26 protein-coding genes and 1 pseudogene are annotated in these 26229 nt (G+C 72.3%); 2 read left to right on the top strand and 25 right to left on the bottom strand.

The window, feature by feature from the left end; genetic code table 11:
* Window positions 1-5 precede the first annotated feature (5 nt).
* The 11 genes from rpoZ to pyrR form a co-directional block, all read right to left on the bottom strand.
* On the bottom strand, window positions 6-269 hold the full coding sequence (rpoZ, locus tag ACFOW4_RS08350; RefSeq protein ID WP_030335666.1) for a DNA-directed RNA polymerase subunit omega: 264 nt from the start codon (window positions 267-269) through the stop codon (window positions 6-8).
* A 64-nt stretch (window positions 270-333) separates the two neighbouring features.
* Window positions 334-867: a guanylate kinase gene (locus ACFOW4_RS08345; protein WP_377525996.1), complete on the bottom strand. Its 534-nt coding sequence runs from the start codon at window positions 865-867 to the stop codon at window positions 334-336.
* A 25-nt stretch (window positions 868-892) separates the two neighbouring features.
* Entirely contained in the window at window positions 893-1210 is a 318-nt protein-coding gene (gene mihF / locus ACFOW4_RS08340) for an integration host factor, actinobacterial type (RefSeq protein ID WP_007458370.1), read from the bottom strand.
* A 178-nt stretch (window positions 1211-1388) separates the two neighbouring features.
* Window positions 1389-2225 carry an orotidine-5'-phosphate decarboxylase gene (gene pyrF, locus ACFOW4_RS08335; protein WP_377525993.1) on the bottom strand — a complete coding sequence of 279 codons (837 nt, stop codon included), beginning with the start codon at window positions 2223-2225 and terminating at the stop codon, window positions 1389-1391.
* 98 nt (window positions 2226-2323) lie between these two features.
* Window positions 2324-3598, bottom strand: coding sequence for an adenosylmethionine--8-amino-7-oxononanoate transaminase (locus ACFOW4_RS08330; RefSeq protein WP_377525992.1), 1275 nt, complete (start codon window positions 3596-3598; stop codon window positions 2324-2326).
* 352 nt (window positions 3599-3950) lie between these two features.
* The gene (locus ACFOW4_RS08325) at window positions 3951-4988 is read right to left on the bottom strand and encodes a quinone-dependent dihydroorotate dehydrogenase (RefSeq protein WP_377525990.1); all 1038 of its coding nucleotides are present in this window, start codon (window positions 4986-4988) and stop codon (window positions 3951-3953) included.
* Complete coding sequence (carB, locus tag ACFOW4_RS08320; RefSeq protein WP_377525989.1) at window positions 4985-8332, bottom strand: carbamoyl-phosphate synthase large subunit; 3348 nt, start codon at window positions 8330-8332, stop codon at window positions 4985-4987. The genes ACFOW4_RS08325 and carB overlap by 4 nt, the downstream gene beginning before the upstream one ends.
* Window positions 8325-9524: a glutamine-hydrolyzing carbamoyl-phosphate synthase small subunit gene (gene carA / locus ACFOW4_RS08315; protein WP_377525987.1), complete on the bottom strand. Its 1200-nt coding sequence runs from the start codon at window positions 9522-9524 to the stop codon at window positions 8325-8327. Before carA ends, carB begins: the two co-directional genes overlap by 8 nt.
* Window positions 9524-10801 carry a dihydroorotase gene (locus ACFOW4_RS08310; RefSeq protein ID WP_377525986.1) on the bottom strand — a complete coding sequence of 426 codons (1278 nt, stop codon included), beginning with the start codon at window positions 10799-10801 and terminating at the stop codon, window positions 9524-9526. Before ACFOW4_RS08310 ends, carA begins: the two co-directional genes overlap by 1 nt.
* Complete coding sequence (locus ACFOW4_RS08305; RefSeq protein WP_377525984.1) at window positions 10798-11724, bottom strand: aspartate carbamoyltransferase catalytic subunit; 927 nt, start codon at window positions 11722-11724, stop codon at window positions 10798-10800. The genes ACFOW4_RS08310 and ACFOW4_RS08305 overlap by 4 nt, the downstream gene beginning before the upstream one ends.
* A complete protein-coding gene (gene pyrR / locus ACFOW4_RS08300; RefSeq protein WP_377525983.1) occupies window positions 11721-12305 on the bottom strand; it encodes a bifunctional pyr operon transcriptional regulator/uracil phosphoribosyltransferase PyrR in 585 nt (194 codons plus the stop codon). Before pyrR ends, ACFOW4_RS08305 begins: the two co-directional genes overlap by 4 nt.
* Window positions 12306-12594: 289 nt before the next feature.
* Between pyrR and ACFOW4_RS08295 the strand changes: the two genes are divergently transcribed.
* The gene (locus ACFOW4_RS08295; protein WP_007458348.1) at window positions 12595-13083 is read left to right on the top strand and encodes a transcriptional regulator; all 489 of its coding nucleotides are present in this window, start codon (window positions 12595-12597) and stop codon (window positions 13081-13083) included.
* A gap of 68 nt (window positions 13084-13151) precedes the next feature.
* Here the strand turns inward: ACFOW4_RS08295 and nusB are convergent, their stop codons facing one another.
* The 5 genes from nusB to ACFOW4_RS08270 all read right to left on the bottom strand — a co-directional run bounded on the left by nusB (window position 13152) and on the right by ACFOW4_RS08270 (window position 17203).
* Complete coding sequence (gene nusB, locus ACFOW4_RS08290; RefSeq protein WP_377526120.1) at window positions 13152-13562, bottom strand: transcription antitermination factor NusB; 411 nt, start codon at window positions 13560-13562, stop codon at window positions 13152-13154.
* A gap of 23 nt (window positions 13563-13585) precedes the next feature.
* Complete coding sequence (gene efp / locus ACFOW4_RS08285) at window positions 13586-14143, bottom strand: elongation factor P (RefSeq protein WP_018785069.1); 558 nt, start codon at window positions 14141-14143, stop codon at window positions 13586-13588.
* Between the two features lie 543 nt (window positions 14144-14686).
* On the bottom strand, window positions 14687-15118 hold the full coding sequence (gene aroQ / locus ACFOW4_RS08280; protein ID WP_377525981.1) for a type II 3-dehydroquinate dehydratase: 432 nt from the start codon (window positions 15116-15118) through the stop codon (window positions 14687-14689).
* Window positions 15115-16194, bottom strand: coding sequence for a 3-dehydroquinate synthase (gene aroB / locus ACFOW4_RS08275; RefSeq protein ID WP_377525979.1), 1080 nt, complete (start codon window positions 16192-16194; stop codon window positions 15115-15117). The genes aroQ and aroB overlap by 4 nt, the downstream gene beginning before the upstream one ends.
* A 10-nt stretch (window positions 16195-16204) precedes the next feature.
* Complete coding sequence (locus ACFOW4_RS08270) at window positions 16205-17203, bottom strand: helix-turn-helix transcriptional regulator (protein ID WP_377525976.1); 999 nt, start codon at window positions 17201-17203, stop codon at window positions 16205-16207.
* An 80-nt stretch (window positions 17204-17283) separates the two neighbouring features.
* Between ACFOW4_RS08270 and ACFOW4_RS08265 the strand changes: the two genes are divergently transcribed.
* Window positions 17284-18009, top strand: coding sequence for an alpha/beta fold hydrolase (locus ACFOW4_RS08265; protein ID WP_377525974.1), 726 nt, complete (start codon window positions 17284-17286; stop codon window positions 18007-18009).
* A 23-nt stretch (window positions 18010-18032) separates the two neighbouring features.
* On the opposite strand, the gene ACFOW4_RS08260 is transcribed toward ACFOW4_RS08265, so the two are convergent.
* The 9 genes and pseudogenes from ACFOW4_RS08260 to ACFOW4_RS08220 form a co-directional block, all read right to left on the bottom strand.
* A complete protein-coding gene (locus tag ACFOW4_RS08260; RefSeq protein WP_377525971.1) occupies window positions 18033-18536 on the bottom strand; it encodes a shikimate kinase in 504 nt (167 codons plus the stop codon).
* Entirely contained in the window at window positions 18536-19714 is a 1179-nt protein-coding gene (aroC, locus tag ACFOW4_RS08255; RefSeq protein WP_377525969.1) for a chorismate synthase, read from the bottom strand. The genes ACFOW4_RS08260 and aroC overlap by 1 nt, the downstream gene beginning before the upstream one ends.
* 117 nt (window positions 19715-19831) lie before the next feature.
* Window positions 19832-19987, bottom strand: a pseudogene (locus ACFOW4_RS08250) (glycosyltransferase family 2 protein); the annotation flags it as partial.
* A gap of 99 nt (window positions 19988-20086) precedes the next feature.
* Window positions 20087-20908: a shikimate dehydrogenase gene (locus ACFOW4_RS08245; protein WP_377525966.1), complete on the bottom strand. Its 822-nt coding sequence runs from the start codon at window positions 20906-20908 to the stop codon at window positions 20087-20089.
* 27 nt (window positions 20909-20935) lie between these two features.
* Window positions 20936-22132: an endolytic transglycosylase MltG gene (mltG, locus tag ACFOW4_RS08240; protein ID WP_377525965.1), complete on the bottom strand. Its 1197-nt coding sequence runs from the start codon at window positions 22130-22132 to the stop codon at window positions 20936-20938.
* Complete coding sequence (gene ruvX, locus ACFOW4_RS08235; RefSeq protein WP_377525963.1) at window positions 22132-22590, bottom strand: Holliday junction resolvase RuvX; 459 nt, start codon at window positions 22588-22590, stop codon at window positions 22132-22134. The genes mltG and ruvX overlap by 1 nt, the downstream gene beginning before the upstream one ends.
* Window positions 22591-22662: 72 nt before the next feature.
* Window positions 22663-25341 carry an alanine--tRNA ligase gene (alaS, locus tag ACFOW4_RS08230; RefSeq protein WP_377525961.1) on the bottom strand — a complete coding sequence of 893 codons (2679 nt, stop codon included), beginning with the start codon at window positions 25339-25341 and terminating at the stop codon, window positions 22663-22665.
* Complete coding sequence (locus ACFOW4_RS08225; protein WP_377525959.1) at window positions 25338-25643, bottom strand: hypothetical protein; 306 nt, start codon at window positions 25641-25643, stop codon at window positions 25338-25340. The genes alaS and ACFOW4_RS08225 overlap by 4 nt, the downstream gene beginning before the upstream one ends.
* A gap of 28 nt (window positions 25644-25671) precedes the next feature.
* Window positions 25672-26127, bottom strand: coding sequence for a DUF948 domain-containing protein (locus ACFOW4_RS08220; RefSeq protein ID WP_377526118.1), 456 nt, complete (start codon window positions 26125-26127; stop codon window positions 25672-25674).
* Window positions 26128-26229: the final 102 nt, after the last annotated feature.

Here is a 26229-nt window from a genome sequence, read left to right as displayed (position 1 = left end):
GGGGGTTACGGCTGGTCGGTCGGCTCGGCGGTGAGCAGGCCCGAGTTGATCTCGCGCATGGCGATGGAGAGGGGCTTCTCCTGCGGGGTGGTCTCGACGAGCGGGCCGACGTACTCGAGCAGGCCCTCACCGAGCTGGCTGTAGTAGGCGTTGACCTGGCGCGCGCGCTTGGCGGCGAAGATGACCAGCGCGTACTTCGACGTCGTCTTCTCGAGGAGCTCGTCGATCGGCGGGTTGGTGATGCCTTCGGGGTTGGCGATGGATCCCACGAATTAACCTCTGCGTCTTTTCGAGCCGCGCGGACGCGGTGCTGAGTCTCAACCGCGGCCGGTCTCAGCCGCGCACGCGCGGCCGGGCCGGATCCGGATAAGAAGAACCGAACAAGCCTACCAGCTCGTCAGCCACCCGATCGGTGAGGTCGTGGGTCACGGCCAGGTCGAAGGCGCCCGCGACGGCAGGGTCGGGCCGGTGTCCGGGCGGGAGCAGCAGCACCAGCCGGGCGGCGGGCAGCCGCGCCCGGACCAGCAGGGCTCCGGGGACGTCGAGCGGGAGCAGCACCGGCTGGCCGGCGTCGAGCCGGGCGCGCAGTGGCCCGTACGGGGTCCCGCGGTGGTGCGGGCCGATCCGGGACCACTCCAGCAGCTCGCCGGCGGCCACCAGACGGTCGAACTCGGCGGGGGCGAGGAAGACCCGGTCGACGCCGTCGACCTCCCGCTCCCGGCGCGGTCGGGTGGTCGCCGGCACCGGGGTCCAGACGGACGGAGAACGCGCCCGGACGAGCTCGACGACACTCTCCCTGCCGGAACCCGAAGGTCCAGCCAGGACAGTGAGCCGAGCCGCCGGGCGCGCCTCGTCATCCGTGCTCACTGCTTGTTTCTACACGCTGCCAGGTTCAGTTGGCGGCGAACTCTCCAAGCAGTGCCTTGCGCTGCTGCTCGCCGAGGCCACGCAGGCGACGACTGTCAGCGATCTTGAGCTTCTCCATGATCTGGGTAGCCCGGATCTTGCCGATGCCCGGCATGGCCTGCAGCACGGCCGACACCTTGAGCTTGCCCACGACGTCGTCGCTCTCGGCGCGCTCGAGGACGGCACCGAGGGTGGTCTTGCCCTGCTTGAGCTGCTCCTTCAGCTCGGCACGGGCCTTGCGGATCTCCGCGGCCTTCTCGAGCGCGGCAGCGCGCTGTTCGGGGGTCAGTGACGGGAGCGGCACCAGTTCTCCTCAGGTCCCTATCGCGACGGGCGGGGCGCACCGCCGCATCTGTGAAACGTGGTGTCGCTGTGAACCAAGGGGTCCGTGGTTCCCAGCGCGGGGAAAACTAGCGGTCAACGGAGCTTTCGGCAACGTGGACGCGCGATGATCATCGCAGAGTGACCGAGCCGTCAGTCAGTCAGGCAGCGGCCAGAACGGTCCGGCATTCGGCCAGCACCCGGTCCGCCGCGGCCCGCAGGGCGGCGGTGTCCGGGCCCGCGTTCAGGACCTCGCGGGAGTACGACGGGAGCACCGCGGGCAGGCTCGAACCGAAGACGGTACGCAGGTCCGCCGCACCGGCACCCTGTGCGCCGAGCCCCGGAGCCAGCAGCGGGCCCCCCACCCGGGAGAGGTCGTGACCGGTGTCACCGATGGTCGCCCCGACCACCAACCCGAAGCTGCCGAGTGGCTGCGCACCCTCGTTGAGCTGGGAAATCTCGTCGATCACGGTCTGCGCCACGGTGCGACCGTCGGCCGTGCGCGCGCGCTGCACGGCCGCGCCCTCCGGGTTGGAGGTGAGCGCCAGCACGAACACCCCGCCACCGTGCTCGGCGGCCAGCTCGAACATCGGCGCGAGCGAACCTACTCCGAGGTAAGGGCTCGCGGTGACCGCGTCGACATACAGCGGACTGGATGGATCAAGGTACGCCGAGGCGTACGCGCTGACCGTCGAGCCGATGTCGCCACGCTTGACGTCAAGCAGAACGAGCGAGCCGGCATCGCGTAACTGTCGGATAGTTGACTCAAGAATCGCCACACCTCGGGAGCCGAACCGCTCAAAAAAGGCCGACTGAGGCTTGACCACCGCAACCCGGTCACCGAGGGCTTCCACGACGGTCTGGGCGAACCGGTCGAGCCCCTGGACGTCGTCGGCGAGCCCCCACCGGGCCAGCAGACCGGGATGCGGATCGATGCCCACGCAGAGCGGTCCCCGCTCGGTCACCGCCCGGTGCAGTCGGGTGCCGAAGCTCTCCATCCGGTACTTCCCCTCTCGTCGCACTCCTTCGTGGGCGGTGGCCACCGCCCGCGTCCTCCCGACCGAGCCGGCTGCCACCACGGCCCCGGCGGCCGGGCCTAGCCGGCCGCGACCGCCGCGGCGATGCCGGCCGCGATACGGGCCAGGTCCGCGTCGTCGGTGACGTACGGCGGCATGGTGTAGACCAGATCCCGGAACGGCCGCAGCCAGACCCCGCGCTCGGCCGCCGCCGCCGTGGCCGCCGGAAGGTCCACCTCGTGGTCGAGCTGCACCACGCCGATGGCGCCGAGCACCCGCACGTCGGCCACCCCCGGCGTACCCCGCAACGGCTCCAGACCGCCGCGCAGGCCGGCGCCGATCCTGGCCACCTCGCCAGCCCAGTCCCCGGCCTTCAGCAACCCGAGGGAGGCGTTGGCCACCGCGCAGGCCAGCGGATTGCCCATGAAGGTGGGACCGTGCGCCAGCACGCCGTCGGCGGAGATGCCACGGGCGATCTCCGCCGTGCACAGGGCGGCGGCCAGGGTCAGGTACCCGCCGGTGAGCGCCTTGCCGACGCAGAGAACGTCCGGGCTAACCCCGGCGTGCTCGGCCGCGAACATGGCGCCGGTACGGCCGAAGCCGGTGGCGATCTCGTCGAAGATCAGCAGCACCCCGTGCGCGCGGGTCACCTCGCGCAGCACCCGCAGGTACCCCGGGTGGTGGAAACGCATTCCGCCGGCGCCCTGCACCACCGGCTCCACGATCACCGCGGCCAGCTCGTGCGCGTGCCGCTCGACGGCGTCGACCAGCGCCGCCACGTACGCCGGGTCGGGCTCGTCGGCGAACCCGCCCGGCGGCACCGGCGCGAAGACCTGCCGGGGCAGCACGTCGCCCCAGAGGTGGTGCATGCCGCCCTCCGGGTCACAGACGCTCATCGGGTGGAAGGTGTCGCCGTGGTAGCCGCCCCGCCAGGTGGCCAGCCGACGGCGTTCGGGGCGACCGGTGGCCCGCTGGTACTGCAGGCACATCTTCACCGCCACCTCGACGCTCACCGAGCCGGAATCGGCCAGGAAGACGTGCTCCAACCCCTCCGGGGCCAGCTCGACCAGGGTCTGCGCGAGCCGGACCGCCGGCTCGTGGGTGAGCCCCCCGAACATCACGTGGCTCATCCGACCGAGCTGGTCGGTCACGGCCGCGTCGAGCACGGGGTGCCGGTAGCCGTGGATCGCCGCCCACCAGGACGACATCCCGTCCACCAGCTCCCGGCCGTCCGCCAACCGCAGCCGGACCCCCTCGGCGCTCTCCACCACGTACGGCAGGCTCGCCGGCGGCATGGCGGCATACGGATGCCACACGTGCGCCCGGTCGGCGGCAAGGATCTCCTCGGGCGTCACACGCGCTCCTTCCGGGCGTCGGTGGGCAGAACAGCGGGCACGGCGGCACGGTGGGCAGCGGCCACGGTCCCGGCCCCGGCGGTCCGAGGCACCCACCGTCCGCCGCCTTTGCTCTGCTTCACCGGACGCGACACCTGACGTCCGGATACCGAACGGCGGGCGTTGCGTGGGTTGAAGCAGAGCAAAGGGCGTGCGGGACCATCTGGCCCGGGCGGTGTTCCCGGCATGCATGCCGGGAACGGCTCGGTCTCCGATCTCGCCGCCGCGCCGGTCCGGCAGGCAGCGAGGTCAGGCGCGCCGGGCCGGCCGGCAGCGAGGTCGGGCGCGCCCCGCAGGCCGGGTGCGGGGCGGGTCACCGACCGGCGACCGGGTCCGGCGCCGGTGCCATCGCGCGGGCGGCGGCCCGGACCAGGGCCGGTCCCCGGTAGATGAAACCGGTGTAGAGCTGCACCAGGGCGGCGCCGGCGTCGAACATCCGGGTGGCGTCGTCGGGATCGAGGATGCCGCCGACGCCGATGATCGGCAGCCGGCCGCCGGTCTCGCGGTGGACGAAGGAGACCACCTCCCGGGCCCGGCCGGTGAGCGGCCGGCCGGAGAGGCCACCGGTCTCGGCGCCACGCTCGCGGTCGGCCGGGGCCAGACCGTCGCGGGCCAGGGTGGTGTTGGTGGCGATCACGCCGGCCGCGCCCCGGGCCAGGCAGACCTCCAGCAGCTCGGCGATCGCGGCCTCGGTCAGGTCCGGGGCGATCTTGACCAGGACCGGCTTCTCCCCGACCAGCGCGGCCAGCAGGGCGTCCAGGTGCGCCCGGTCCTGCAGCGAGCGCAGGCCCGGGGTGTTCGGCGAGGAGACGTTGACCGCGAAGTAGTCGCCGTGCCCTCGCAGCGCCCGGTAGGAGGCGAGGTAGTCCTCGACGGCATCGTCCAGCGGGGTCACCTTGGACTTGCCCAGCGAGATGCCCAGCGGCACCCCGATCGGGCGCGGCAGGGCCGCCAGCCGGGCGGCGAGCGCGTCGGCCCCGGCGTTGTTGAAGCCCATCCGGTTGACGACGGCCTCGCTGTCGCGCAGCCGGAACAGCCGCGGCCGGGGATTGCCCGGCTGGGCGTGCGCCGTCACCGTGCCGACCTCGACGAAGCCGAAGCCCAGCGCCGGCCAGGTCGGCAGCGCGGCGCCGTCTTTGTCCATCCCGGCGGCCAACCCCACGGCGTTGGGGAACTCCACCCCGAACACCGTGCGGGGCGCGCGCACCGCGTACCGCGCCCGCAGCGCGGCGAGGGCCGCCGGTTGCCGGGACAGCGCCGCAAGCCGCCGCAGCGTCCACTCGTGCGCCGTCTCGGCGTCCCCACCCCCGAGCCGGAACAGCCGGGGCCGTACCACCCTCTCGAAGATCACTGGGCGGCCCGCAGGGTGGCGTGCAGGTCCTGCAGTGGACGGACCTGCATGTCGCCGCGGATCCTCGCCTCGATGCCCATGACCGCCGCGGCGGCGCCGGGCACCGTGGTGATGCACGGAATGTCCGCGGTGACGGCCGCGCTGCGGATCTCGTAGCCGTCGGAGCGGGCGCTCGCGCCCGAACCCTGCGGCGTGTTGATCACCAGTGCCACGTCGCCGCCGAGGATCAGCGACACCGCGTCCTCGCCCCCGCCGGCCTCGTAGTGCTTGCGGATCTGCTCACAGGCGATGCCGTGCCGGCGCAGCACCTCGGCGGTGCCGGTGGTCGCGACGATCTCGAAGCCCAGGTCGGCCAGCCGCTTGATCGGGAAGATCATGCCGCGCTTGTCGCGGTTGGCCACCGAGACGAAGATCTTGCCGGCGGTCGGCAGCGACCCGTACGCCGCGGACTGGCTCTTGGCGAAGGCGTGCCCGAAGTTGGTGTCGATGCCCATCACCTCGCCGGTGGACTTCATCTCCGGGCCGAGCAGCGAGTCGATGCCCTTGCCGGAGCGGGTCCGGAAGCGCTTGAACGGCAGCACCGCCTCCTTGACCGCGATCGGCGCGTCGGCCGGCATGGTGCCGCCGTCCCCGCTGGTGGGCAGCAGCCCTTCGGCGCGCAGTTCGGCGATGGTCGCGCCGAGCGCGATCCGGGCCGCCGCCTTGGCCAGCGGCACCGCGGTCGCCTTGGAGACGAACGGGACCGTCCGGGACGCCCGCGGGTTGGCCTCCAGCACGTAGAGCACGTCGTCCTTCAGGGCGTACTGCACGTTGAGCAGGCCGCGTACGCCCACACCCCGCGCGATCGCCTCGGTGTACCGACGTACCTCGGCCAGGTGCGACCCGGCCAGGGTGATCGGGGGCAGCGCGCAGGACGAGTCGCCGGAGTGGATGCCGGCCTCCTCGATGTGCTCCATCACGCCACCGAGGTAGACCTCGCCGTCGGCGTCGCAGAGCGCGTCCACGTCGATCTCGATGGCGTCGTCGAGGAAGCGGTCCACCAGCACCGGATGGTCCGGCGAGATGTCGGTGGCCCGGCCGATGTAGTCGCGCAGCGTCGGATCGTCGTAGACGATCTCCATGCCCCGACCGCCCAGCACGTACGACGGGCGCACCAGCACCGGGTAGCCGATCTCGTCGGCGATCGCCTTGGCCTCGTCGTACGAGGTGGCCATGCCGTGCGCCGGCGCGCGCAGCCCGGCCCGCGCCAGCACCGCGCCGAACGCGCCGCGCTCCTCGGCCAGGTGGATCGACTCCGGCGAGGTGCCGACCACCGGAACGCCGGCGTTCTTGAGCCGCTGCGCCAACCCCAGCGGGGTCTGCCCGCCGAGCTGAACCACGACCCCGACCACGCCCGGCCCGCCGGCCGCCCGCCCGGAGCTGTCCTCGGCGTGCCAGACCTCCAGCACGTCCTCGAAGGTCAGCGGCTCGAAGTAGAGCCGGTCGGCGGTGTCGTAGTCGGTGGAGACCGTCTCCGGATTGCAGTTGACCATGACCGTCTCGTAGCCGACGGCGCGGAGCGCCTGGACCGCGTGCACACACGAGTAGTCGAACTCGATGCCCTGCCCGATCCGGTTCGGCCCGGAGCCCAGGATCAGCACCTTCGGCCGCGCCGAGGGCAGCACCTCGGTCTCCTGGTCGTACGTGGAGTAGTGGTACGGCGTGCTCGCCTCGAACTCGGCGGCGCAGGTGTCCACGGTCTTGTAGACCGGCCGCACGTCGAGGCGGTGCCGCAGGGTCCGTACGCCATCCTCGGCCGCCAGTTCCGGGCGCAGCGCGGCGAGCTGCCGGTCGGACAGCCCCGCCCGCTTGGCCCGACGCAGCAGCCCGGCGTCGAGCACCGGTGCGTCCACGATCTCCGCGCGCAGCTCCACCAGCGCGGCGATCTGGTCCAGGAACCACGGGTCGATCCCGCCGGAGGCCGCGGCGACCTCGGCGATCGAGGCGCCCAGACGCAGCGCCCGCTCGACGGTGTAGAGCCGGCCGTCGTGCGGCATCCGCAGCGCGGCGAGGGTGTTCTCCTTGGTCGCGCCGGCCGGGTCCGGCTGGGTCCAGAAGCCGACGGACCTGGTCTCCATCGAGCGCATGGCCTTGTTCAGCGCCTCGGTGAAGTTGCGCCCGAGGCTCATCGCCTCGCCGACCGACTTCATCGTGGTGGTCAGCTCCGGGTCCGCGCCGGGGAACTTCTCGAACGCGAACCGGGGTATCTTCACCACCACGTAGTCCAGGGTCGGCTCGAACGCCGCCGGGGTCTTGAGGGTGATGTCGTTGGGGATCTCGTCGAGGGTGTAGCCGATGGCCAGCTTGGCGGCGATCTTCGCGATCGGGAAGCCGGTCGCCTTGGACGCGAGCGCCGAGGAGCGGGACACCCGGGGGTTCATCTCGATCACGACGATCCGGCCGTCGGCCGGGTTGACCGCGAACTGGATGTTGCAGCCGCCGGTGTCCACCCCCACCTCGCGCAGCACCGCGATGCCCAGGTCACGCAGGCGCTGGTACTCCCGGTCGGTGAGCGTCATGGCCGGGGCCACGGTGACGCTGTCACCGGTGTGCACGCCCATCGGGTCGATGTTCTCGATCGAGCAGACCACCACGACGTTGTCGTTCCGGTCGCGCATCAGCTCGAGCTCGTACTCTTTCCAGCCGAGCACGCTCTCCTCGATCAGCACCTCGTGCACGGGGCTGGCGGCCAGGCCGTCGCCGGCGATGCGGGCCAGGTCCTCCGGCGTGTGCGCCATGCCGGAACCCAGCCCGCCCATGGTGAACGACGGCCGGATCACCACCGGCAGGCCCAGCTCGGCGACGGTCGCCTCGACCTCGTCCATCGAGTGGCAGACCCGGGAGCGCGGCACCAGGCCGGTCGGGTCGTCGATACCGAGGCGGACCCCGGCCTTGGCGACGATGTCCTTGAACAGCTGCCGGTCCTCGCCGCGGTTGATCGCGTCGATGTTCGCGCCGATCAGCTCGACGCCGTACTTCTCCAGCACGCCGGCCTCGTGCAGCGCGACGGCGGTGTTCAGCGCGGTCTGCCCGCCCAGGGTGGCCAGGATCGCGTCCGGGCGCTCCTTGGCGATGACCAGCTCGACGAACTCGGGGGTGATCGGCTCGACGTACGTGGCGTCGGCGAACTCCGGATCCGTCATGATCGTCGCCGGGTTGGAGTTGACCAGGCTGACCCGGATCCCCTCGCTGCGCAGTACCCGGCAGGCCTGGGTACCCGAGTAGTCGAACTCGCAGGCCTGGCCGATGACGATCGGCCCGGAGCCGATGACCAGGATGTGCTTCAGATCGGTCCGCTTAGGCATTCGTGCGCCCCTCGCTGTGGGTCCGGCCTTCGATGAGGTCGGCGAAGCGGTCGAAGAGGTAGTCCGCGTCGTGCGGGCCGGCCGCCGCCTCCGGGTGGTACTGGACGGTGAAGGCGGGCACGTCGATCGCCCGCAGCCCCTCGACCACGTTGTCATTGAGGCAGACGTGCGACACCTGAACGCCGCCGAACTCGGTCTCGATCACCTGGTCGGGGACCACCGCGCCCTGCCCGGCGCCCGGCACCTCGATGCCGCCGCTCTGGTGTTCGCGGCCCGGCCACGCGACCGCGAAGCCGTGGTTGTGGCTGGTCACCTCGACCGTGCCGGTCACCCGGTCGAGCACCGGCTGGTTGATCCCGCGGTGGCCGTAGCCCAGCTTGTAGGTGCCGAAGCCGAGCGCCCGGCCGAGGATCTGGCTGCCGAAGCAGATGCCGAACAGCGGCATCTTGCGCTCCAGCACCTGCCGGGCCAGGGCCACCGGGCCGTCGGCGGTGGCCGGGTCGCCCGGACCGGGCGAGAGGAAGACCGCGTCCGCGCCGGTGGCCAGCAGCTCGTCCATGGTGGAGCCGGCCGGCAGCACGTGGGTGGTCACCCCGCGGGCGGCGAGCCGGCGCGGCACGTTGCGCTTGATACCCAGGTCCAGCGCGGCGACCGTGAACCGGTGCTCCCCGACCGCCTCCACGACGTACGGCTTGGCGGTGGTCACCTCGGCGGAGAGGTCCGCGCCGACCATCTGCGGCGCCTGCCGGACCCGGGCCAGCAGGGCCCGCGGGTCGTCGTCGACGCTGGAGATGCCGACCCGCATCGCGCCGCGCTCGCGCAGGTGCCGGGTCAGCGCCCGGGTGTCCACCCCGCTGATACCCACCACACCCTCGGCGGCGAGCCGGTCCTCCAGGCCACCGGTGGCCCGCCAGTTCGAGCCGATCCGGGCCGGGTCGCGCACCACGTAGCCGGCGACCCAGATCCGGGCGGACTCGTCGTCCTCGCCGTTGACGCCGGTGTTGCCGATGTGCGGCGCGGTCTGCACCACCACCTGCCGGTGGTAGGACGGGTCGGTCAGGGTCTCCTGGTAGCCGGTCATGCCGGTGTTGAAGACCGCCTCGCCGAAGGTCTCCCCGACGCTGCCGTACGCCTCGCCGGTGAACGTGCGCCCGTCCTCGAGAACGAGGATCGCGGGCCTGCGCTTGACCATTACTTGACAGCCTTTCCGTCCAGAACCGTCGGCTCGCCGCGCAGGAAGGTCGCCACGATGCGACCCGGCAGCGTCATGCGGGCGTACGGGGTGTTGCGGCTCCGGCTGGACAGCTCCGCCGGCTCGATGACCCGGCGCGCGGCCGGGTCGACCAGGGTCAGGTTGGCCGGCGCCCCCGGGGCCGGGTCGACGCCGTGCCCGGCGAGCTCGGCGATCCGGGCCGGGGTGCGCGACATCCGCTCGGCGATCAGGTCCCACTGCGGCCCGAGCACGTCCAGTGCGATGGAGAGCGCCGTCTCCAGGCCGAGCATGCCCGGCCGGGCGTACGCCCACTCGCACTCCTTGTCCTCCACGGCGTGCGGCGCGTGGTCGGTGGCGATGATGTCGATCACGCCCTCGGTCAGCGCGGCCCGCAGCGCGGCGATGTCACCGGCGGTACGCAGCGGCGGGTTGACCTTGAAGACCGGGTCGTAGGTCGAGGCCTTCTCGTCGGTGAGCAGCAGGTGGTGCGGCGTGACCTCGGCGGTCACCTTCACCCCCCGTGCCTTGGCCTGGCGCAGCACCTCGACGCTGCCGGCGGTGGAGACGTGGCAGACGTGCAGGCGGCTGCCCACGTGCTCGGCGAGCAGCACGTCCCGGGCGATGATCGCCTCCTCGGCGACCGCCGGCCAGCCGGTCAGCCCGAGCCGGGTGGAGACCTCACCCTCGTGCATCTGGGCGCCCTCGGTGAGCCGGGGCTCCTCGGCGTGCTGCGCGATGATGCCGTCGAACGCCTTGACGTACTCCAGGGCCCGGCGCATCAGCTTCGGGTCGGCCACGCAGTGCCCGTCGTCGGAGAAGATCCGCACCCGGGCCGCGGAGTCGGCCATCGCGCCCAACTCGGCCAGGTGCTCGCCGGCCAGACCGACGGTGACCGCGCCGATGGGCTGCACGTCGACCAGCCCGGCCTCCCGACCGAGCCGCCAGACCTGCTCGACCACGCCGGCGGTGTCCGCCACCGGGGAGGTGTTGGCCATCGCGCAGACCGCGGTGTAGCCGCCGAGCGCCGCCGCCCGGGACCCGGACTCCACCGTCTCGGCGTCCTCCCGGCCCGGCTCGCGCAGGTGGGTGTGCAGGTCGACCAGGCCGGGCAGGGCGACCAGCCCGGTGCCGTCGACGACCGTCGCGTCCGGCGCGGACAGCCCGGAGCCGACCTCGGCCACGACTCCGTCGCGGATGAGCAGGTCGGCCGGCGCGGCGCCGACGACGCTCACGTTGGTGATCAGGTACGAGCTCACCGGTTGTTCCCCCCGAGCAGCAGGTAGAGGACGGCCATCCGCACGGAGACCCCGTTGGCGACCTGTTCGACGATGGTGGAGCGGGGCGAGTCGGCCACCTCGGGCGTGATCTCCATGCCCCGGTTCATCGGGCCGGGGTGCATGACGATCGCGTGCTCCGGCAGCCGGCGCATCCGGGGCCCGTCCAGGCCGTAGCGGCGGGCGTACTCACGGGCGGAGGGGAAGTAGGAGTCGTTCATCCGCTCCCGCTGCACCCGCAGCATCATCACGACGTCAGCGCTGGGCAGGACCGCGTCCAGGTCGTAGGAGACATCGGTGCCCGGGGCGAGTGCGCCGGTGATGTCGACCGGGATGAGCGTGGGCGGGCCGACCAGGGTGACCTTCGCGCCGAGGGTGGACAGCAGCAGCACGTTGGAGCGGGCCACCCGGGAGTGCAGCACGTCCCCGACCACCGCGACCGACAGGCCGGCGAGCCGGCCCAGCCGGGAGCGCATGGTGTACGCGTCCAGCAGCGCCTGGGTCGGGTGCTCGTGGGTGCCGTCGCCGGCGTTGACCACCGACCCGTCGACCCAGTTGGCGAGCCGGTGCGGGGCGCCCGAGGCGGGGTGCCGGACGACCACCGCGTCCGCGCCCATCGCCTGCAGCGTCAGCGCGGTGTCCTTCAGGCTCTCGCCCTTGGTCACGCTGGAGCCCTTGGCGGAAAAGTTGATCACGTCGGCGCTGAGCCGCTTCGCGGCCGCCTCGAAGGAGATCCGGGTGCGGGTGGAGTCCTCGTAGAAGAGGTTGACCACGGTCCGGCCGCGCAGCGCCGGCAGCTTCTTGACCTCCCGGCCGGCGACGGTGGCCATCTCGGCGGCGGTGTCCAGGATCTCGGTGGCGGTGTCGGCGTCCAGGTCGGCGCCGGAGAGCAGGTGCCGGATCACTGTGCGGTCCCCCCGAAGAGTTTGACCTCGTCGACGCCGTCGGGCTCGGCGAGCGTCACCTTCACGCTCTCGGCGAGCGACGTCGGGATGTTCTTGCCGACGTAGTCGGCGCGGATGGGCAGCTCCCGGTGGCCGCGGTCGACCAGGACGGCGAGCTGCACGGACGCCGGGCGGCCCACGTCGTTGAGCGCGTCGAGCGCGGCCCGCACGGTGCGGCCGGAGAAGAGCACGTCGTCGACGAGGATCACCCGCTTGCCGTCGATGCCGCCGGGTGGCAGCTGGGTCGGGCCGACCGCGCGGGTCGCGTGCCGGCGCAGGTCGTCGCGGTAGAGGGTGATGTCGAGCACACCGACCGGTACGGCCACGTCCTCGAAGGTGCTGATCCGGGCGGCGAGCCGCCGGGCGAGGGGCGCGCCCCGGGTGGGGATGCCGAGCAGCACGGTGTCGGCGGCGCCCTGGGTCTTCTCGAGGATCTGGTGTGCGATGCGGTCGACCACGCGTTGCACGTCGGCGCTGGTGAGGATCACCTTCACCGAGGGTTGTCGCGGTGGTGACGAGCGGGCAGCCGGTGGGTATGCCACGGCGGACCTCCTTCCCCGCCTCACGGGACGGGTCGTTAAAGGATGTCGGGCACCTCCGGCCGGACCGCGCGGACGCGCCGGGCCGGGGCTTCACGCCACGTTACCAGTGGTCACCGGGCCGACGGACGCCGGCCACTGACCACCGGATCAGGATGGCGAAATGGGGATAACTCCCCCGGTGCTCCCCAACGGTAAGGTCACGACCACTTGACCACGTGTCGCATTCCCCGTACCGTCACGCTCCGTAGCGATCGACGGGAGAACCCCGAGCAGCACTGGGAGTGTCCGAATGCCCTCTGAATACGCCAAGTCTCTGGGCGCCCGCCTGCGCTCCATCCGCCAACAGCAGGGGCTCTCCCTGCAGGGTGTGGAGGAGAAGTCGAACGGGCGGTGGAAGGCCGTGGTGGTCGGCTCGTACGAGCGCGGCGACCGGGCCGTGACGGTGTCCCGCCTGGCCGAGTTGGCCGAGTTCTACCGTGTTCCCGTCTCGGAGCTGCTGCCCGACGGCAGCGGGGTCCGGCACGAGCCCACCAGCAAGATCGTCCTGGACCTGGAGCGGCTCTACGACGAGGCCTCCGAGGACCTGGCCTACGTCGCCCGCTACGCCCGTGCCATCCAGCAGCAGCGCGGTGACTACAACGGCCGGGTGCTCTCCATCCGCGCCGACGACCTGCGGGCGCTGGCGATCGTCTACGACGCCTCGCCGTCCGGCCTGATCGAGCGGCTCACCGAGCACGGTGTGCTGGTCGCCGACCCGCGGGCGTTCTTCGCCTCCTGATCGCTGACCGACGCGAAGGGCCCGTGCCGATCGGCACGGGCCCTTCGCGTCGTGTGGTGCGTGTCCGCTCAGCGGGTGGCGTACTCGGCGATCCGGCCGAGCAACCCGTTGAGGAAGCGCGGCGAGTCGTCGGTGGACATCTGCCGGGCCAGCTCCACGGCCTCGCTGATCGCCACCGCGTCGTCGATCTCGTCAACGTAGAGCAACTCGTAGACCGCGATGCGGGACAGGTTGCGGTCGACCGCCGGCATCCGCTCCAGCGTCCAGCCCTCGGCGTAGCTGGCGATCAGCTCGTCGATCCGGTTGAGGTGCTCGGCGACCCCCTCGACCAGGCCCACGGCGTAACCGAGGTGCTCCGGGTGGGGCTTCTCGATGCGCTGCAGGTAGCCGGCCAGCACCTCCACCGGCGGCTTGTCCCGCAGGTCCGCCTCGTAGAGGACGTCCAGCGCCCGCTTGCGCGCCTTACGGCGCGCCGGCATCTGCTGCTTGGGACCCTCGGCCATCAGGCGCGGCCGAGGTAACGGCCGTCGCGGGTGTCGACCTTGATCTTCTCACCGGTGGTGATGAACAGCGGCACCTGCACGGTCGCACCGGTCTCCACGGTGGCCGGCTTGTTGCCGCCGGTCGAGCGGTCGCCCTGCAGACCCGGCTCGGTGTAGGTGACCTCCAGCACGACGCTGGTGGGCAGCTCGATGTAGAGCGGAACACTCTCGTGGGTGGCCACGGTCGCCTCCGCCTCGGGCAGGAGGTAGTTGGCCGCCTCGCCCACGGTGCCGCCGGGGACGGTGATCTGGTCGAAGGTCTCCAGATCCATGAAGACGTAGTCCTCGCCATCGGCGTACAGGTACTGCATCGTGCGCTTGTCGACGGTCGCGGTCTCGACCTTGGTGCCCGCGTTGAAGGTCTTGTCGACCACCTTGCCGGACAGCACGTTCTTCAGCGTGGTGCGCACGAAGGCACCACCCTTACCGGGCTTGACGTGCTGGAACTCAACGACGGCCCAGAGCTCCCCGTCGAGGTTGAGTACCAGGCCGTTCTTGAGGTCGTTGGTGGAAGCCATTTCCTGCCTTGATCATCAATTGGCGGACAGACCTGGCAAGTCTACTAGCTGCGCCGGCCGCGCTCCCCGCCGTGTTCGGCCTGTGGCCGGATGGGCGCCAGGTGGAGGCCGCACGGGGCTCGCGCGGGGGTCGCCGACACCTGCCTCAGTGACAGAGCGTCACCTATGGTCAGGGACCGAGGGCCCTCCGCTCTCCCCTTTACACTGCTTCACTCGACGCAACAGTCACGCGCTGTGCGACTTGGCAGACATCGCCGAACGGTCCCGGATCGGATCACCGCAGTTCAGCGATGGTGTTGCGTCCGTTGAAGCAGAGCAAAGCGGTGGAAGCGACGGTCGGCTGCTGGACCGGCTCGGTCTGATGGTGGCAGTGAGTGACTCCTCTCGAAAGAGCAGGCACCGATCACCCAACGTGAGGGGCGGCTGCCCGGCCGGCAGCCAGGACGAGGCGGGCGGCCAGGTGGGTGGCCGAGCTGGCCCGGGGTGGCTGAGCTGGCCCGGGGGGTCGAGCTGGCTCGGGGTGGCTGAGCTGGCGGGGCTGGCTCAGGTGGCGCGGGTGGCCAGGTGGTGCAGGGCGAGGCGGTACCCGTCGACGCCGAGCCCGCAGATCACCCCGGTCGCCACCGCGGAGACCACCGAGTGGTGCCGGAACTGCTCCCGCGCGTGGATGTTGGAGATGTGCACCTCGACCAGCGGGCCGCGCAGCATCGCGCAGGCGTCGCGCAACGCGTACGAGTAGTGCGACCAGGCGGCCGGGTTGAGAACGACGGCGGCGCCCTCGTCGGCGGCGGCGTGCAGCCAGCCGAGCAGCTCGTGCTCCGCGTCGGTCTGCCGTACGGTCACGTCGAGGCCCAGCTCGCGGCCGGTGGACTCGCAGAGTGTCACCAGGTCGGCGTGGGTCGTCGCCCCGTACACCTGCGGCTCGCGGGTGCCCAGCCGACCCAGGTTCGGCCCGTTGAGGACGTACACCTTCATCGGGACGCGACCTCCCGGTAGGCGGCGGCCAGCAGCGCGTCGTCCGGGCCCTCCAGGATCGCCGGGCGGGCCAGCCCGTCCAGCACCACGAAGCGCAGCAGACTGCCCCGGGCCTTCTTGTCCACCCGCATCGCGGCCAGCAGCCGGGGCCAGGCATCCGCCGGGTAGCTCACCGGCAGGCCGAGCGCTTCCACCGTGGCCCGGTGCCGCTCGGCGGTCGCCGCGTCCAACCGGCCGGCGAGGCGGGCCAGCGCGGCGGCGTAGACCAGGCCGACGGCGACGGCGTCGCCGTGCCGCCAGCGGTAGCTCTCCACCTTCTCGATCGCGTGCGCCAGCGTGTGCCCGTAGTTGAGCACCTCCCGCACGCCGGACTCGCGCAGGTCACCGCTGACCACATCGGCCTTGACCCGGATCGCCCGCTCGATCAGCTCCCGGGCCACCGGCCCCCGCGGATCGGTGGCCGCCGCCGGATCGCGCTCGACCAGGTCGAGGATGACCGGGTCGGCGATGAAGCCGCACTTGACCACCTCGGCCAGCCCGGCGGCCAGGTCGGGCGGCGGGAGGCTGTCCAGGGTGGCCAGGTCGGCGAGCACGCCGACCGGAGGGTGGAACGCGCCCACCAGGTTCTTGCCGGCGGCGGTGTTGATGCCGGTCTTGCCGCCCACAGCGGCGTCCACCATGCCCAGCAGCGAGGTGGCCACCGGCACCCAGCGCACGCCGCGCAGCCAGCAGGCGGCCACGAAGCCGGCCAGGTCGGTGACCGCGCCGCCGCCGACGCCGACCACCGCGTCGGTACGGGTGAAGCCGGCCGCGCCGAGCCGGTCCCAGCAGCCGGCGGCCACCTCGACCTGCTTGGCCGCCTCGGCGTCGGGCACCTCGATCGGCAGCGGCTCGACGCCGGCCGCGCGCAGCCGCTCACCGAGCGCGTCGGCCAGGTCCTTGAGCCGGGGCGTGTGCAGCACCGCCGCCCGGGTCGCGCCGGGCAGCAATTCAGGCAGGGCGTCGAGCAGGTCGCGTCCCACCAGCACGTCGTACGGCCGCTCGCCGCCGACCGGGATCCGGGTCACCTCGTCCATCGCCGGCAGCCTAGTCGAGCGGACGGCGCGGCGACGGCGGCTGTCCACCTGCTGGCCGGGCCGCCCACCCCGCCAGCCTGCCGGCGAGCGCGGCCACCTCGGCGCACAGCGCCTCCGGGCGGCGCACGGTGAACGGGCAGCCCAGCCCGGCGAGCAGTCGGGCGGCTCCGGCCAGGCTCTCGGCCCGGCCCCGCAGCAGCACGCCGTCGGCGGTGTCGGTCAGCTCGGCCACGCTGGGCGGGACGCCGCGCCGGGCGGTGGCCAGATCGGTCTCCAACAGCACCTCGATCTCGTGGGTGTACGGCACACCGGCCAGCGAGCGGGTCACCCAGGCCACCGGATCGAAGTCCGCCGGCACAGTGAACGTCGCCGCGCCGGTGGTCACTGCACCGATCCGGTCCAGCCGGAAGGTCCGCACCTCCGCGCGCCGGTGGTCGTGGCCGGTGACGTACCAGCGGCCGGCGTGGAAGACCAGCCCGTACGGGTCGAGGTCGCGGTGCGACGGCTCCCCCCGCCAGGAGCGGTAGTCCAACGTCACCCGACGCCGGTGGCGTGCGGCCGCGGCGAGCGTGAGCAGGGTGCCCGACGCCGGCCGCTGCTCGGGCTCGGCGCGGCGCAGGGTGAAACCCAGGTGTTCCTGCACGGCGGCGAGCCGGTCGGCGAGCGCCGCCGGCAGCACGCGGTGGATCTTGGCGAGTGCGGTCGCGGTGGCCGGTTGCTCCGTGCCCAACCCCAACCGTTCGGCCACCACCAGGCCGAGCAGCACGGCGACGGCCTCGTCGTCGGTAAGCATCAGCGGCGGCAGCTTGAAGCCGGGGCGCAGGCGGTAGCCGCCGTGGCGGCCCCGGTCGGCGGTGACCGGAATGCCCAGCTCGACCAGGGTCGCCGCGTACCGGCGCACGGTGCGCTCGTCCACGCCGAGCCGGCCGGCCAGCTCGGCGGCGGTCGACCGGTGCCGGGTCTGGAGCAGCTCCAGCAGAGCCAGCACCCGGCCGGCGGGATGTGACACGAACCACTCCTCTAAACCGGGCGGATTCTGTCCGGATGCGATCGTACGGTCTTTCCGGTAGCCGAGAGAAGGAGTGACAGATGGCGACGTTCGTACTGGTGCCGGGGTTCTGGCTGGGTGCTTGGGCGTGGCGGGAGGTCACCGCGACCCTGCGGGCGCAGGGCCACGAGGTGTACCCGATGACGCTGACCGGGGTCGCCGAGCGGGCCCATCTGGCCGGCCCGCAGGTGGGCCTGGAGACGCACACCACCGACATCGTCCGGCTGATCGAGGTCGAGGATCTGCGCGACGTGCTGCTGGTGGGGCACTCCGGCGGCGGCATGCCAGTCGCCCAGGCGGCCGACCGGATCCCGGAGCGGATCGCCCGGGTGGTGTACGTGGAGAGCGGGCCACTGCCGGACGGCACGGCGCAGTTCGACACCGTACCGCCCGAGGAGCAGGAGCGGCTGCGCGCGCTGATCGGCGCCGGGCACCTGCTGCCACCGCCGGCCTGGGACCCGGCGGCGGACCCGCAGAACCTGGCCGGACTGGACGAGTCCACGCTGGCGCTGCTGCGCGCGCGGGCCACCCCGCACCCGCTGGGCGCGGCCACCGAACCCGTACGGCGCACCGGCGGGCGTCCGGCGCCGACCGCGCTGGTGGCCAGCACCTTCCCCCTCGATGTGGTGGAGCAGATGATCGGGCAGGGGCACCCGTTCTTCGCCGGGCTGGCCGGTGGCGAGCTGCACGCGCTGCCCACCGGGCACTGGCCGATGCTCAGCGAGCCGAAGGCCCTGGCCGACGTGCTCGACCGCATCGCCGGCTGAGCGACGCCGGGCGGGCCGCCGGTTCAGCGCGGCAGGAGCGCGGCGATCTCGCCGGCGATCTCCTCCGGGGTCCGCCCGTCGGTGGCCACCGTCGCGGTGGCCACCTCGGTGTAGAGCGGGCGACGCTGGTCCATCAGATGCTTGAGGGTGGCCCGCGGGTTGATCGCCAGCAGTGGCCGACCGGCGCCGAGACCGACCCGCTTCACCGCGTGGGGCAGCTCCACCGAGAGGTGCACGACCCGGTGCCCGAGCAGGGCGGCGCGGGTCTCCTCGGCCAGCACCGCGCCACCGCCGAGGGCCAGCACCCCGGTGCCGCCGGCCAACGCCGCCGCCACCGCCGCCCGTTCCAGGGTGCGGAAGTGCGCCTCGCCCTCGTCGATGAAGATCTCCGGGATGGGCTTGCCGGCCATCGACTCGATGTCGCAGTCGGTGTCGCGGAACTCGACACCGAGGGTGGCGGCCAACACCCGGCCGACGGTGGTCTTGCCGCAGCCCGGCGCGCCCACCAGCACGACGACCGGGGCCATCAGCGGATGACCAGCGCGTCGAGGTAGCCGGCCACGTTGCGGCGGATCTCGGCGACCGAGTCGCCGCCGAACTTCTCGGTGGCCGCCTCGGCCAGCACCAGCGCCACCATCGCCTCGGCGACCACGGCCGCGGCGGGCACCGCGCAGACGTCCGAGCGCTGGTTGATCGCGGTGGCCGGCTCGCCGGTGGTGACGTCCACGGTCGCCAGCGCCCGGTTCAACGACGAGATCGGCTTCATCGCCGCGCGGACCCGCAGCGGCTCGCCGGTGGTGATGCCGCCCTCCAACCCGCCGGCCCGGTCGGTGACCCGGCGGACGCCGGTGGCCGAGGGGATGATCTCGTCGTGCGCCTCGGAGCCGCGGGAGCGGGCCTGCTGCCAGCCGTCGCCGATCTCCACGCCCTTGATCGCCTGGATCGACATCAGCGCGGTGGCCAGCCGGGCGTCGAGCTTACGGTCCCACTGCACGTGGCTGCCCAGGCCCGGTGGCACCCCGTACGCCAGCACCTCCACCACGCCGCCGAGGGTGTCGGCGGCCTTCTTCGCGGCATCGACCTCGGCGACCATCCGGGCGCTGGCCTCCGGGTCGAGGCAGCGCAACGGGTCGGCGTCGATGCGGGCGGCGTCCTCGGGGCGCGGGCGCAGCCCGGCCTTCGCGGCGACCGGCCCCAGCTCCACCACGTGCGAGACGATCTCGATACCGAGCGCCTGACGGACCAGGGCCTTGGCGACCGTGCCCACGGCGACGCGGGCGGCGGTCTCGCGGGCGCTGGCCCGCTCCAGGATCGGCCGGGCGTCGGTGTGGCCGTACTTCTGCATACCGGCCAGGTCGGCATGGCCCGGGCGGGGACGCGTCAGCGGCGCGTTGCGGGCCTGCCGGGCCAGCTCGTCGGGGTCGACGGGATCGGCGGCCATCACCGTGCGCCACTTGGGCCACTCGGAGTTGCCCACCCGGATCGCGACCGGACTGCCCAGCGTGAGGCCGTGCCGCAGGCCACCGATGACCTCGACCTCGTCCCGCTCGAACGCCATCCGGGCGCCGCGGCCGTAACCCAACCGGCGGCGCGCCAGCTCGTCGGCGATCTCGGTGGTGGTCACCTCCACGCCGGCGGGCACCCCCTCCAGCAGCGCGACGAGGGCGGGGCCGTGCGATTCACCTGCAGTCAACCAGCGCAACACAGCGGTCAGTCTGTCACGCCGGGTCATCGCCCCGGTGCGGTGCCCGCCGCGTCCCGCCCTACGGACGCCGCCGCCGGCACGCCGACGCCCGGTCCACCCGGACGTCGACGCCTCGACTCAGATCCCTCGGCCGCATTTGTGCAGCATCCGCAGCACCGCGTCGGCCCGGACCACCCGCCCGGCCATCGCCAGGGCCAGGTAGGCGCGCGGCTCCCGGGGGTTGCGCCGCAGGGTGCGCCGGGCCCAACGCAACGCGCCCCGCCGGTGACCAGCGCGGAGATGTCCCACTCGTTGAAGCCCGGGGACCCCGGTCAACGTGTCCAGCGCGGCACCGGCGGACGCCGGCGCCGGACGCGACTCACGAGCGCTCCGTCAGCCGGCGCGCGCCGCTGCCAGCGCGGCGGCCATCGCCGCTCTCGGCGCGGCCACGCCGGTGAACTGCTCAAACTGCCCGACCGCCTGAGCCAGCAGCAGGTCCAGGCCGGAGACGATCCGGCAGCCCGCCGCCTCGGCCGACGCCGCCAGCGGGGTGGGCCACGGGTCGTAGAGCGCGTCGAAGAGGACGGTGCCCGGCCGCCACGCCACCGCGCCGGCGAGCGGATCGGCGACCCCCCTCGGGACGGTGGAGAGCACCACGTCCGCCCCGGCATGCCGGGCCGCGTCGGACCAGTCGGCGCCGGTCAGCGCCAGGTCGAGGGCGTCGGCCACCGGCCGCAACTCGTCGACCGCGTCCGCCCGGCGGGCCACCACGGTCACCGGACCGGACGCCAGGCGGGCCGCTGCGGCCAGCGCCGCACGCGCGGTCCCGCCCGCGCCGAACACGGTCACCGTCGCCCCGGGACGCACCCCGGCGCCGGTCAGCACCTCGACCATGCCGGAGACGTCGGTGTTGTCCGCGTACCAGGAGCCGTCCGGGCGGCGTACCAGCGTGTTGGCCGCGCCGACGGCGGCGGCGACCGGCGACACCTCGGCGGCCACCGCGAGCGCCGCCTCCTTGCCGGGCATGGTCACCGACAGCCCGGCCCACTCCGGACCCAGGCCGGCAACCAGGCCGGGCAACTCCGACGCCGCGCACTCGATCCGGGTGTACGACCAACCGGTCAGCCCGGCCGCCGCGTACCCGGCGTTGTGGATCACCGGGGAGAGGGAGTGCGCGATCGGCTTGCCCAGCACCGCGGCCCTGTACACCGTCACCTCACTCCCCCGCCCCGCCAACCGGGATCAGATGATCCCGGCCTCCCGGGCCTTCGCCTCGTTGCGCTCGTGCTGCTCGTAGGTCTCGGCGAACTCGGAGTGCCCCTCCTTGTCGATCGCCACGAAGTAGAGCCACTTGCCCACCGGCGGAGCCATCGCTCCCTCCAGTGCCTGCTTGCCGGGGTTGTCGATGGGGGTCGGCACCAGGCCCCGCAGCTTGCGGTTGTACGGGTTCTTCGGGTTGTCCAAATCGGCCGCAGTCATCTGCGCGGAGGTCTTGGTCTTCTGCCCGGTCAGCTCCAGGTAGTAGTTGACCGTGACGTCCATCTCCAGGCAGTTGCAGGGAAACTCGCCGTACGCCCGGTTGTAGGCCACCCGCGCGACCTTGCCGAGGTCGTCCTTGTTGCCGGCCTCGGCCTGGGCCAGCGACGCGACGATCAGCGCCTCGTACGGGCTGATCTTGCGCTCCTTCTGCACCCGGTCGGCGAACTTCATCTCCTCGGTCACGGTGAGGAAGTTGCTGACCATCAGCTTGAGGATGCTCTCCGCGGTGGCCTTCGGCGGGATCTCGTAGGTGTCCGGGTAGAGGAACCCCTCGACGGACCTGGTCACCTTCTTGCCGTCGGTGCGGTTGAACCACCAGTCCGGGATGCCGAGCGCCTCCGGGTCCTTCGCGGCGGCCTCGAACTCCTTGACGGGGATCTTGGTCTTCTCGGAGAGCAGCTTGTAGATGTTCTTGGCGGTGCGGCCCTCGGGGATGGTGATCCCGTTGACGATCCGGTTCTTCAGGTCGAGCATCGCGGTCACCGCGCTCGCGCCGCTCATCTGCTTGCGCAGCTTGTAGGTGCCCGGCTGGATGTTCTTGCTGCGCGAGTCCGCCTCGGCGGCCTCCACGAACGCCTTCTGGCTCTTCACCACGTCGGCGGCGACCAGCGCGTCGGCCATGTCGGCGAGCAGCGCACCCTGCTTGATCTCCACGGTCACCTCGCCGGTGCCGGAGCCGTCGTAGTCGGGGGTGACGAAGTAGTTCTGGATCCGGTCGAAGCCGTAGAAGGCACCACCGCCGATGCCACCCAGCAGCACCAGGGCGAGCAGCAGGGCCAGGAACGTCTTGCCCCGGCCACCCCCGGACCCACCGTTGCGCTTACGGACGAAGCCGCGCCGGTGCCGGCCCTTCTCCCCCCGCTCCGGCTCGTCAAACCCCAGATCCAGATCGTCGATCATTACGTCCGCCTCCGCCGCGCATCCAGCCAGCTCTGCAGAATCTCCACCGCGGCCGCCTGATCGACGACCGCTCGTTGACGTTTGCCCCGGACACCACGCTCGGCCAGCCTACGAGAAGCGACCACCGTCGACATCCTCTCGTCGGTGAGCGTTACCGGGACGGGCGCTATCACATCGACCAGTCGGTCAGCGTACGCCTGCACATGGACCGCCGCCGGGCCGAGCTTGCCGGCGAGATTGACCGGAAGGCCGACGACCACCTCGACGGCCTCGTGCTCGGCGACCAGCGCGGCCAGTTCGGCCAGGTCACTCGGCACCGCGTCCGGCGCCGCGGTCAGGTCGCGGGCCAGGGTCACCAGCGGGGTGGCCAGCACACCGTGCGGATCCGAGCGGGCCACCCCCACCCGGACCTGGCCGACGTCCACCCCGAGGCGGACCCCGCGCGTCAACTCAGTCACCCGCGGTCACTCCCCCGGCGGTACGAACCAGGGCGGACCGGAGGGTCCGCCCTGATCCCGCATCGTCGATCTTCACGCCTCGGCGATCGCCTTCTCGACGGTGAGCAGCAGGCTCGGCGCCTCCGCCGCGGGCAGGCCGCCACCCTGGGCCAGGTCGGGGCTGCCCCCGCCACGCCCGGAGAAGGCCGCCTTCACCAGGGCCGAAGCCGCCAGGCCCCGGCCACGGGCGGCCTGGTTCACCGCCACCACCAGGGACGCCTTGCCGTTGGCCCGGGCCGACACCGCGACCACCGCCGGCCGCGCCGGGTCGATCTTGCCGCGGATCTCCTGCGCCAGGGTCCGCACGTCGTTGCCGGCCGCGCCCTCGGGCGCCTCGGTGCCGACGTACGCCACCCCGCGCACGTCCTTCGCCTGCGCGGCCAGCGCCGACGCCCCGCCCAGCACCAACTGGGCGCGCAGCTTCTCCAGCTCCTTCTCCGCGTCACGCAGCTGGGTGACCGTCTGCTCCACCCGCTCGGCGACCTGGTCGTTGGGCACCCGGTACAGCTCGGCCAGCCGGGAGACCAGCAGGTGCTCCCGGGCCAGGAAGCCGAAGGCGTCCATGCCGACCAGCGCCTCGACCCGGCGTACGCCGGAGCCGATCGAGGACTCGGAGAGGATCTTCACGAGGCCGAGCTGAGCGGAGCGCGCCACGTGCGTGCCGCCGCACAGCTCCCGGGCGTAGTCGCCCACCTCGACGACCCGCACCTCCTCGCCGTACTTCTCACCGAAGAGCGCCATCGCGCCGATCCGCCGCGCCTCGTCCAGCGAGGTGATGAAGGCGTGCACCTCCAGGTCGGCCAGGAGCACCTCGTTGACCTGCTGCTCGACGTCGCGCAGCACACTCGGCGCCACCCCGGTCGGGGTGTTGAAGTCGAAGCGCAGCCGGCCCGGGGCGTTCAGCGAACCGGCCTGGGTCGCCGACTCGCCGAGGAAGTTGCGCATCGTCTGGTGCACCAGGTGGGTGGCGGTGTGCGAGCGGGAGATGGCCCGCCGGCGGGTGGTGTCGATCTCGGCGAAGCCGGTCTCGCCGGCTCGCACCTCGCCACGGATCACCCGGGCCCGGTGCACGATCAGGCCGGGCACCGGCTGCTGCACGTCGAGCACCTCGACCTGACCGCCGCCCACGGTGATCATGCCCTGGTCGGGCTGCTGACCACCGCCCTCGGCGTAGAACGGGGTCGTGTCGAGCACCAGCTCGATCGTGTCACCCTCGACCGCCGCCCGACGCGGACCGTCGGTGCCGAGCAGCGCCCGGACCGTCGACTCACGGGACACCTCGCTGTAGCCGGTGAAGGTCACCGGGCCGCCGGCGTCGAGCACCGACCGGTACGCCGACAGGTCGGTGTGCCCGGTCTTGCGGGCCTGCGCGTCGGCCTTCGCCCGGGACCGCTGGTCGGCCATCAGCCGGCGGAAGCCCTCGTCGTCGACCTGGAGCCCCTGCTCGGCCGCGATCTCCAGGGTCAGGTCGATCGGGAAGCCGTACGTGTCGTGCAGCTGGAAGGCCTTCTCGCCGGAGAGCGCCTTTCCGCCGGCGGTGCGGGTCTCCGCGATCGCCGTGTCCAGGATCGTGGTGCCGGCGCGCAGGGTGGACAGGAAGGCGTCCTCCTCCGCGTACGCGTAGTCCGCGATCCGGTCGAAGTCGGTCGCCAGCTCCGGGTAGGACGGCGCCATGCAGTCCCGGGCCACTGGCAGCAGCTCGGGCAGCGCCCGCTCCTGCCAACCGAGCAGCCGGACCGACCGGATCGCCCGGCGCATGATCCGGCGCAGCACGTAGCCGCGCCCCTCGTTGCTCGGGGTCACCCCGTCGCCGATCAGCATCAGCGCCGTGCGAACGTGGTCGGCGATCACCCGCAGCCGGACGTCGTCCGGGTGCGACTCGCTGGCCACGTGCCCGGAGTGCGCGCCGTACCGCTTGCCGGTTAGCTCGGCCGCCCGGTCCAGGATCGGCCGGACCTCGTCGATCTCGTAGAGGTTGTCGACCCCCTGCAGGATGGAGGCCATCCGCTCCAGGCCCATGCCGGTGTCGATGTTCTTCGCGGGCAGGTCACCCAGGATCGGGTAGTCCTCCTTGGTGGTGCCCGGCCCCCGCTCGAACTGCATGAAGACGAGGTTCCAGTACTCCATGTAGCGGTCCTCGTCGACCGCCGGGCCGCCCTCACGGCCGTACTCCGGGCCGCGGTCGTAGAACAGCTCGGAGGACGGACCGCAGGGGCCGGGGATGCCCATCGACCAGAAGTTGTCCGCCTTGCCCCGCCGGACGATCCGCTCGGCCGGCACACCCACCGACCGCCAGATCTCGAACGCCTCGTCGTCGTCCAGGTAGATCGTCGGCCAGATCCGCTCCGGGTCCAGGCCGTAACCGCCCTCGGCGATCGGCTTCGTGGACAGCTCCCAGGCGAGCGGGATGGCCCCTTCCTTGAAGTAGTCACCGAAGGAGAAGTTGCCGTTCATCTGGAAGAACGTGCCGTGCCGGCTGGTCTTGCCGACCTCGTCGATGTCCGGGGTGCGGATGCACTTCTGCACGCTGACCGCACGCCGGTACGGCGCGGTCTGCTGACCCAGGAAGTAGGGGACGAACTGCACCATGCCAGCGTTGACGAACAGCAGGTTCGGGTCGCTGATGGCGGGCAGCGGAGCGGACGGCACCACGGCGTGGCCATTCGCCTCGAAGTGCGCGAGGTACCGCCGCTTGATCTCCGCCGTCTTCATCGCTGGTGTTCCTCCGGAAAGATGTGTCGATCGCCGATCCGCGGGTCCTCCCGCAGCTCGGCGAACTGGTCGTCGAACGCCTCGCCCTGGGCGAACGCCTGGTGGATCTCCTGCTCGCGCTCGGCCATCCCGATGCGAACGTCCTCCACGAAGCTACGCAGCGACTCGACCAGCCCGCCAGCGGATTCGGACAACGTGCTGGCGATGCCGGCCGGCGTGTACGCCTGCGCGGTCCGGGTCGCCTTGCGGACCACCACCACGCCGACGGCCAGCCCGATGCCGAGCCAGAACAAGCGCCTCATCTTCGCTACCTCCTGGTGCGCGGGCGGGTCAGCGGTCGCCGCGTCGGGCGGCGCGCCGCTGCTGCTTGATGGTGTCGCGCACCTCGCGCTCGGTCTCGGCGTGCCGGCGGGCGGAGGCGGCCTTGCGGACCCCGTAGCCGAACGCGGCCACCTTCACCAGCGGGTTGGCCGCGGCGGCGGAGACGACGGTGGCCAGGTTGGCGACGTTGGCGGTGACGTTCTGCGCGTGGCTGGTCATGGTGTCGACCTTGGCGAGCTGGAGGTTGACACCGTCGAGCGAGGTCTGCACCTGCTCCAACGCGGTGTTGACGTTCTTCACCGTGGTGTTGACGTCACCGAGCAGCGGCGCGGTCCGGTCGTTGAGGTCGTTGATCATGCGAGTGGTGGCGTCGACCGTGTGCCGCAGCCGCAGGATGGGCAGCGTCAGGATCAGCACCAGCGCCGCGAACGCGATCGCCGCGATCAGCGCTGCGATCTGTCCCATGTCGTCCACGCCTGTCCTCCTCAAGCAGAGTTCCGGGGACCCGACGCCCCCGGAACGCACGGCCGTCCTACCCACGTCGGGCCCGCCGATCCGCCACCGGTC

The organism is Micromonospora sp. GCM10011542 (assembly GCF_042650685.1).
Classification (GTDB): Bacteria; Actinomycetota; Actinomycetes; order Mycobacteriales; family Micromonosporaceae; genus Micromonospora.
Note: the sequence above shows the minus strand (reverse complement) of the source record. Positions and strands in the feature narration are given on the sequence as shown.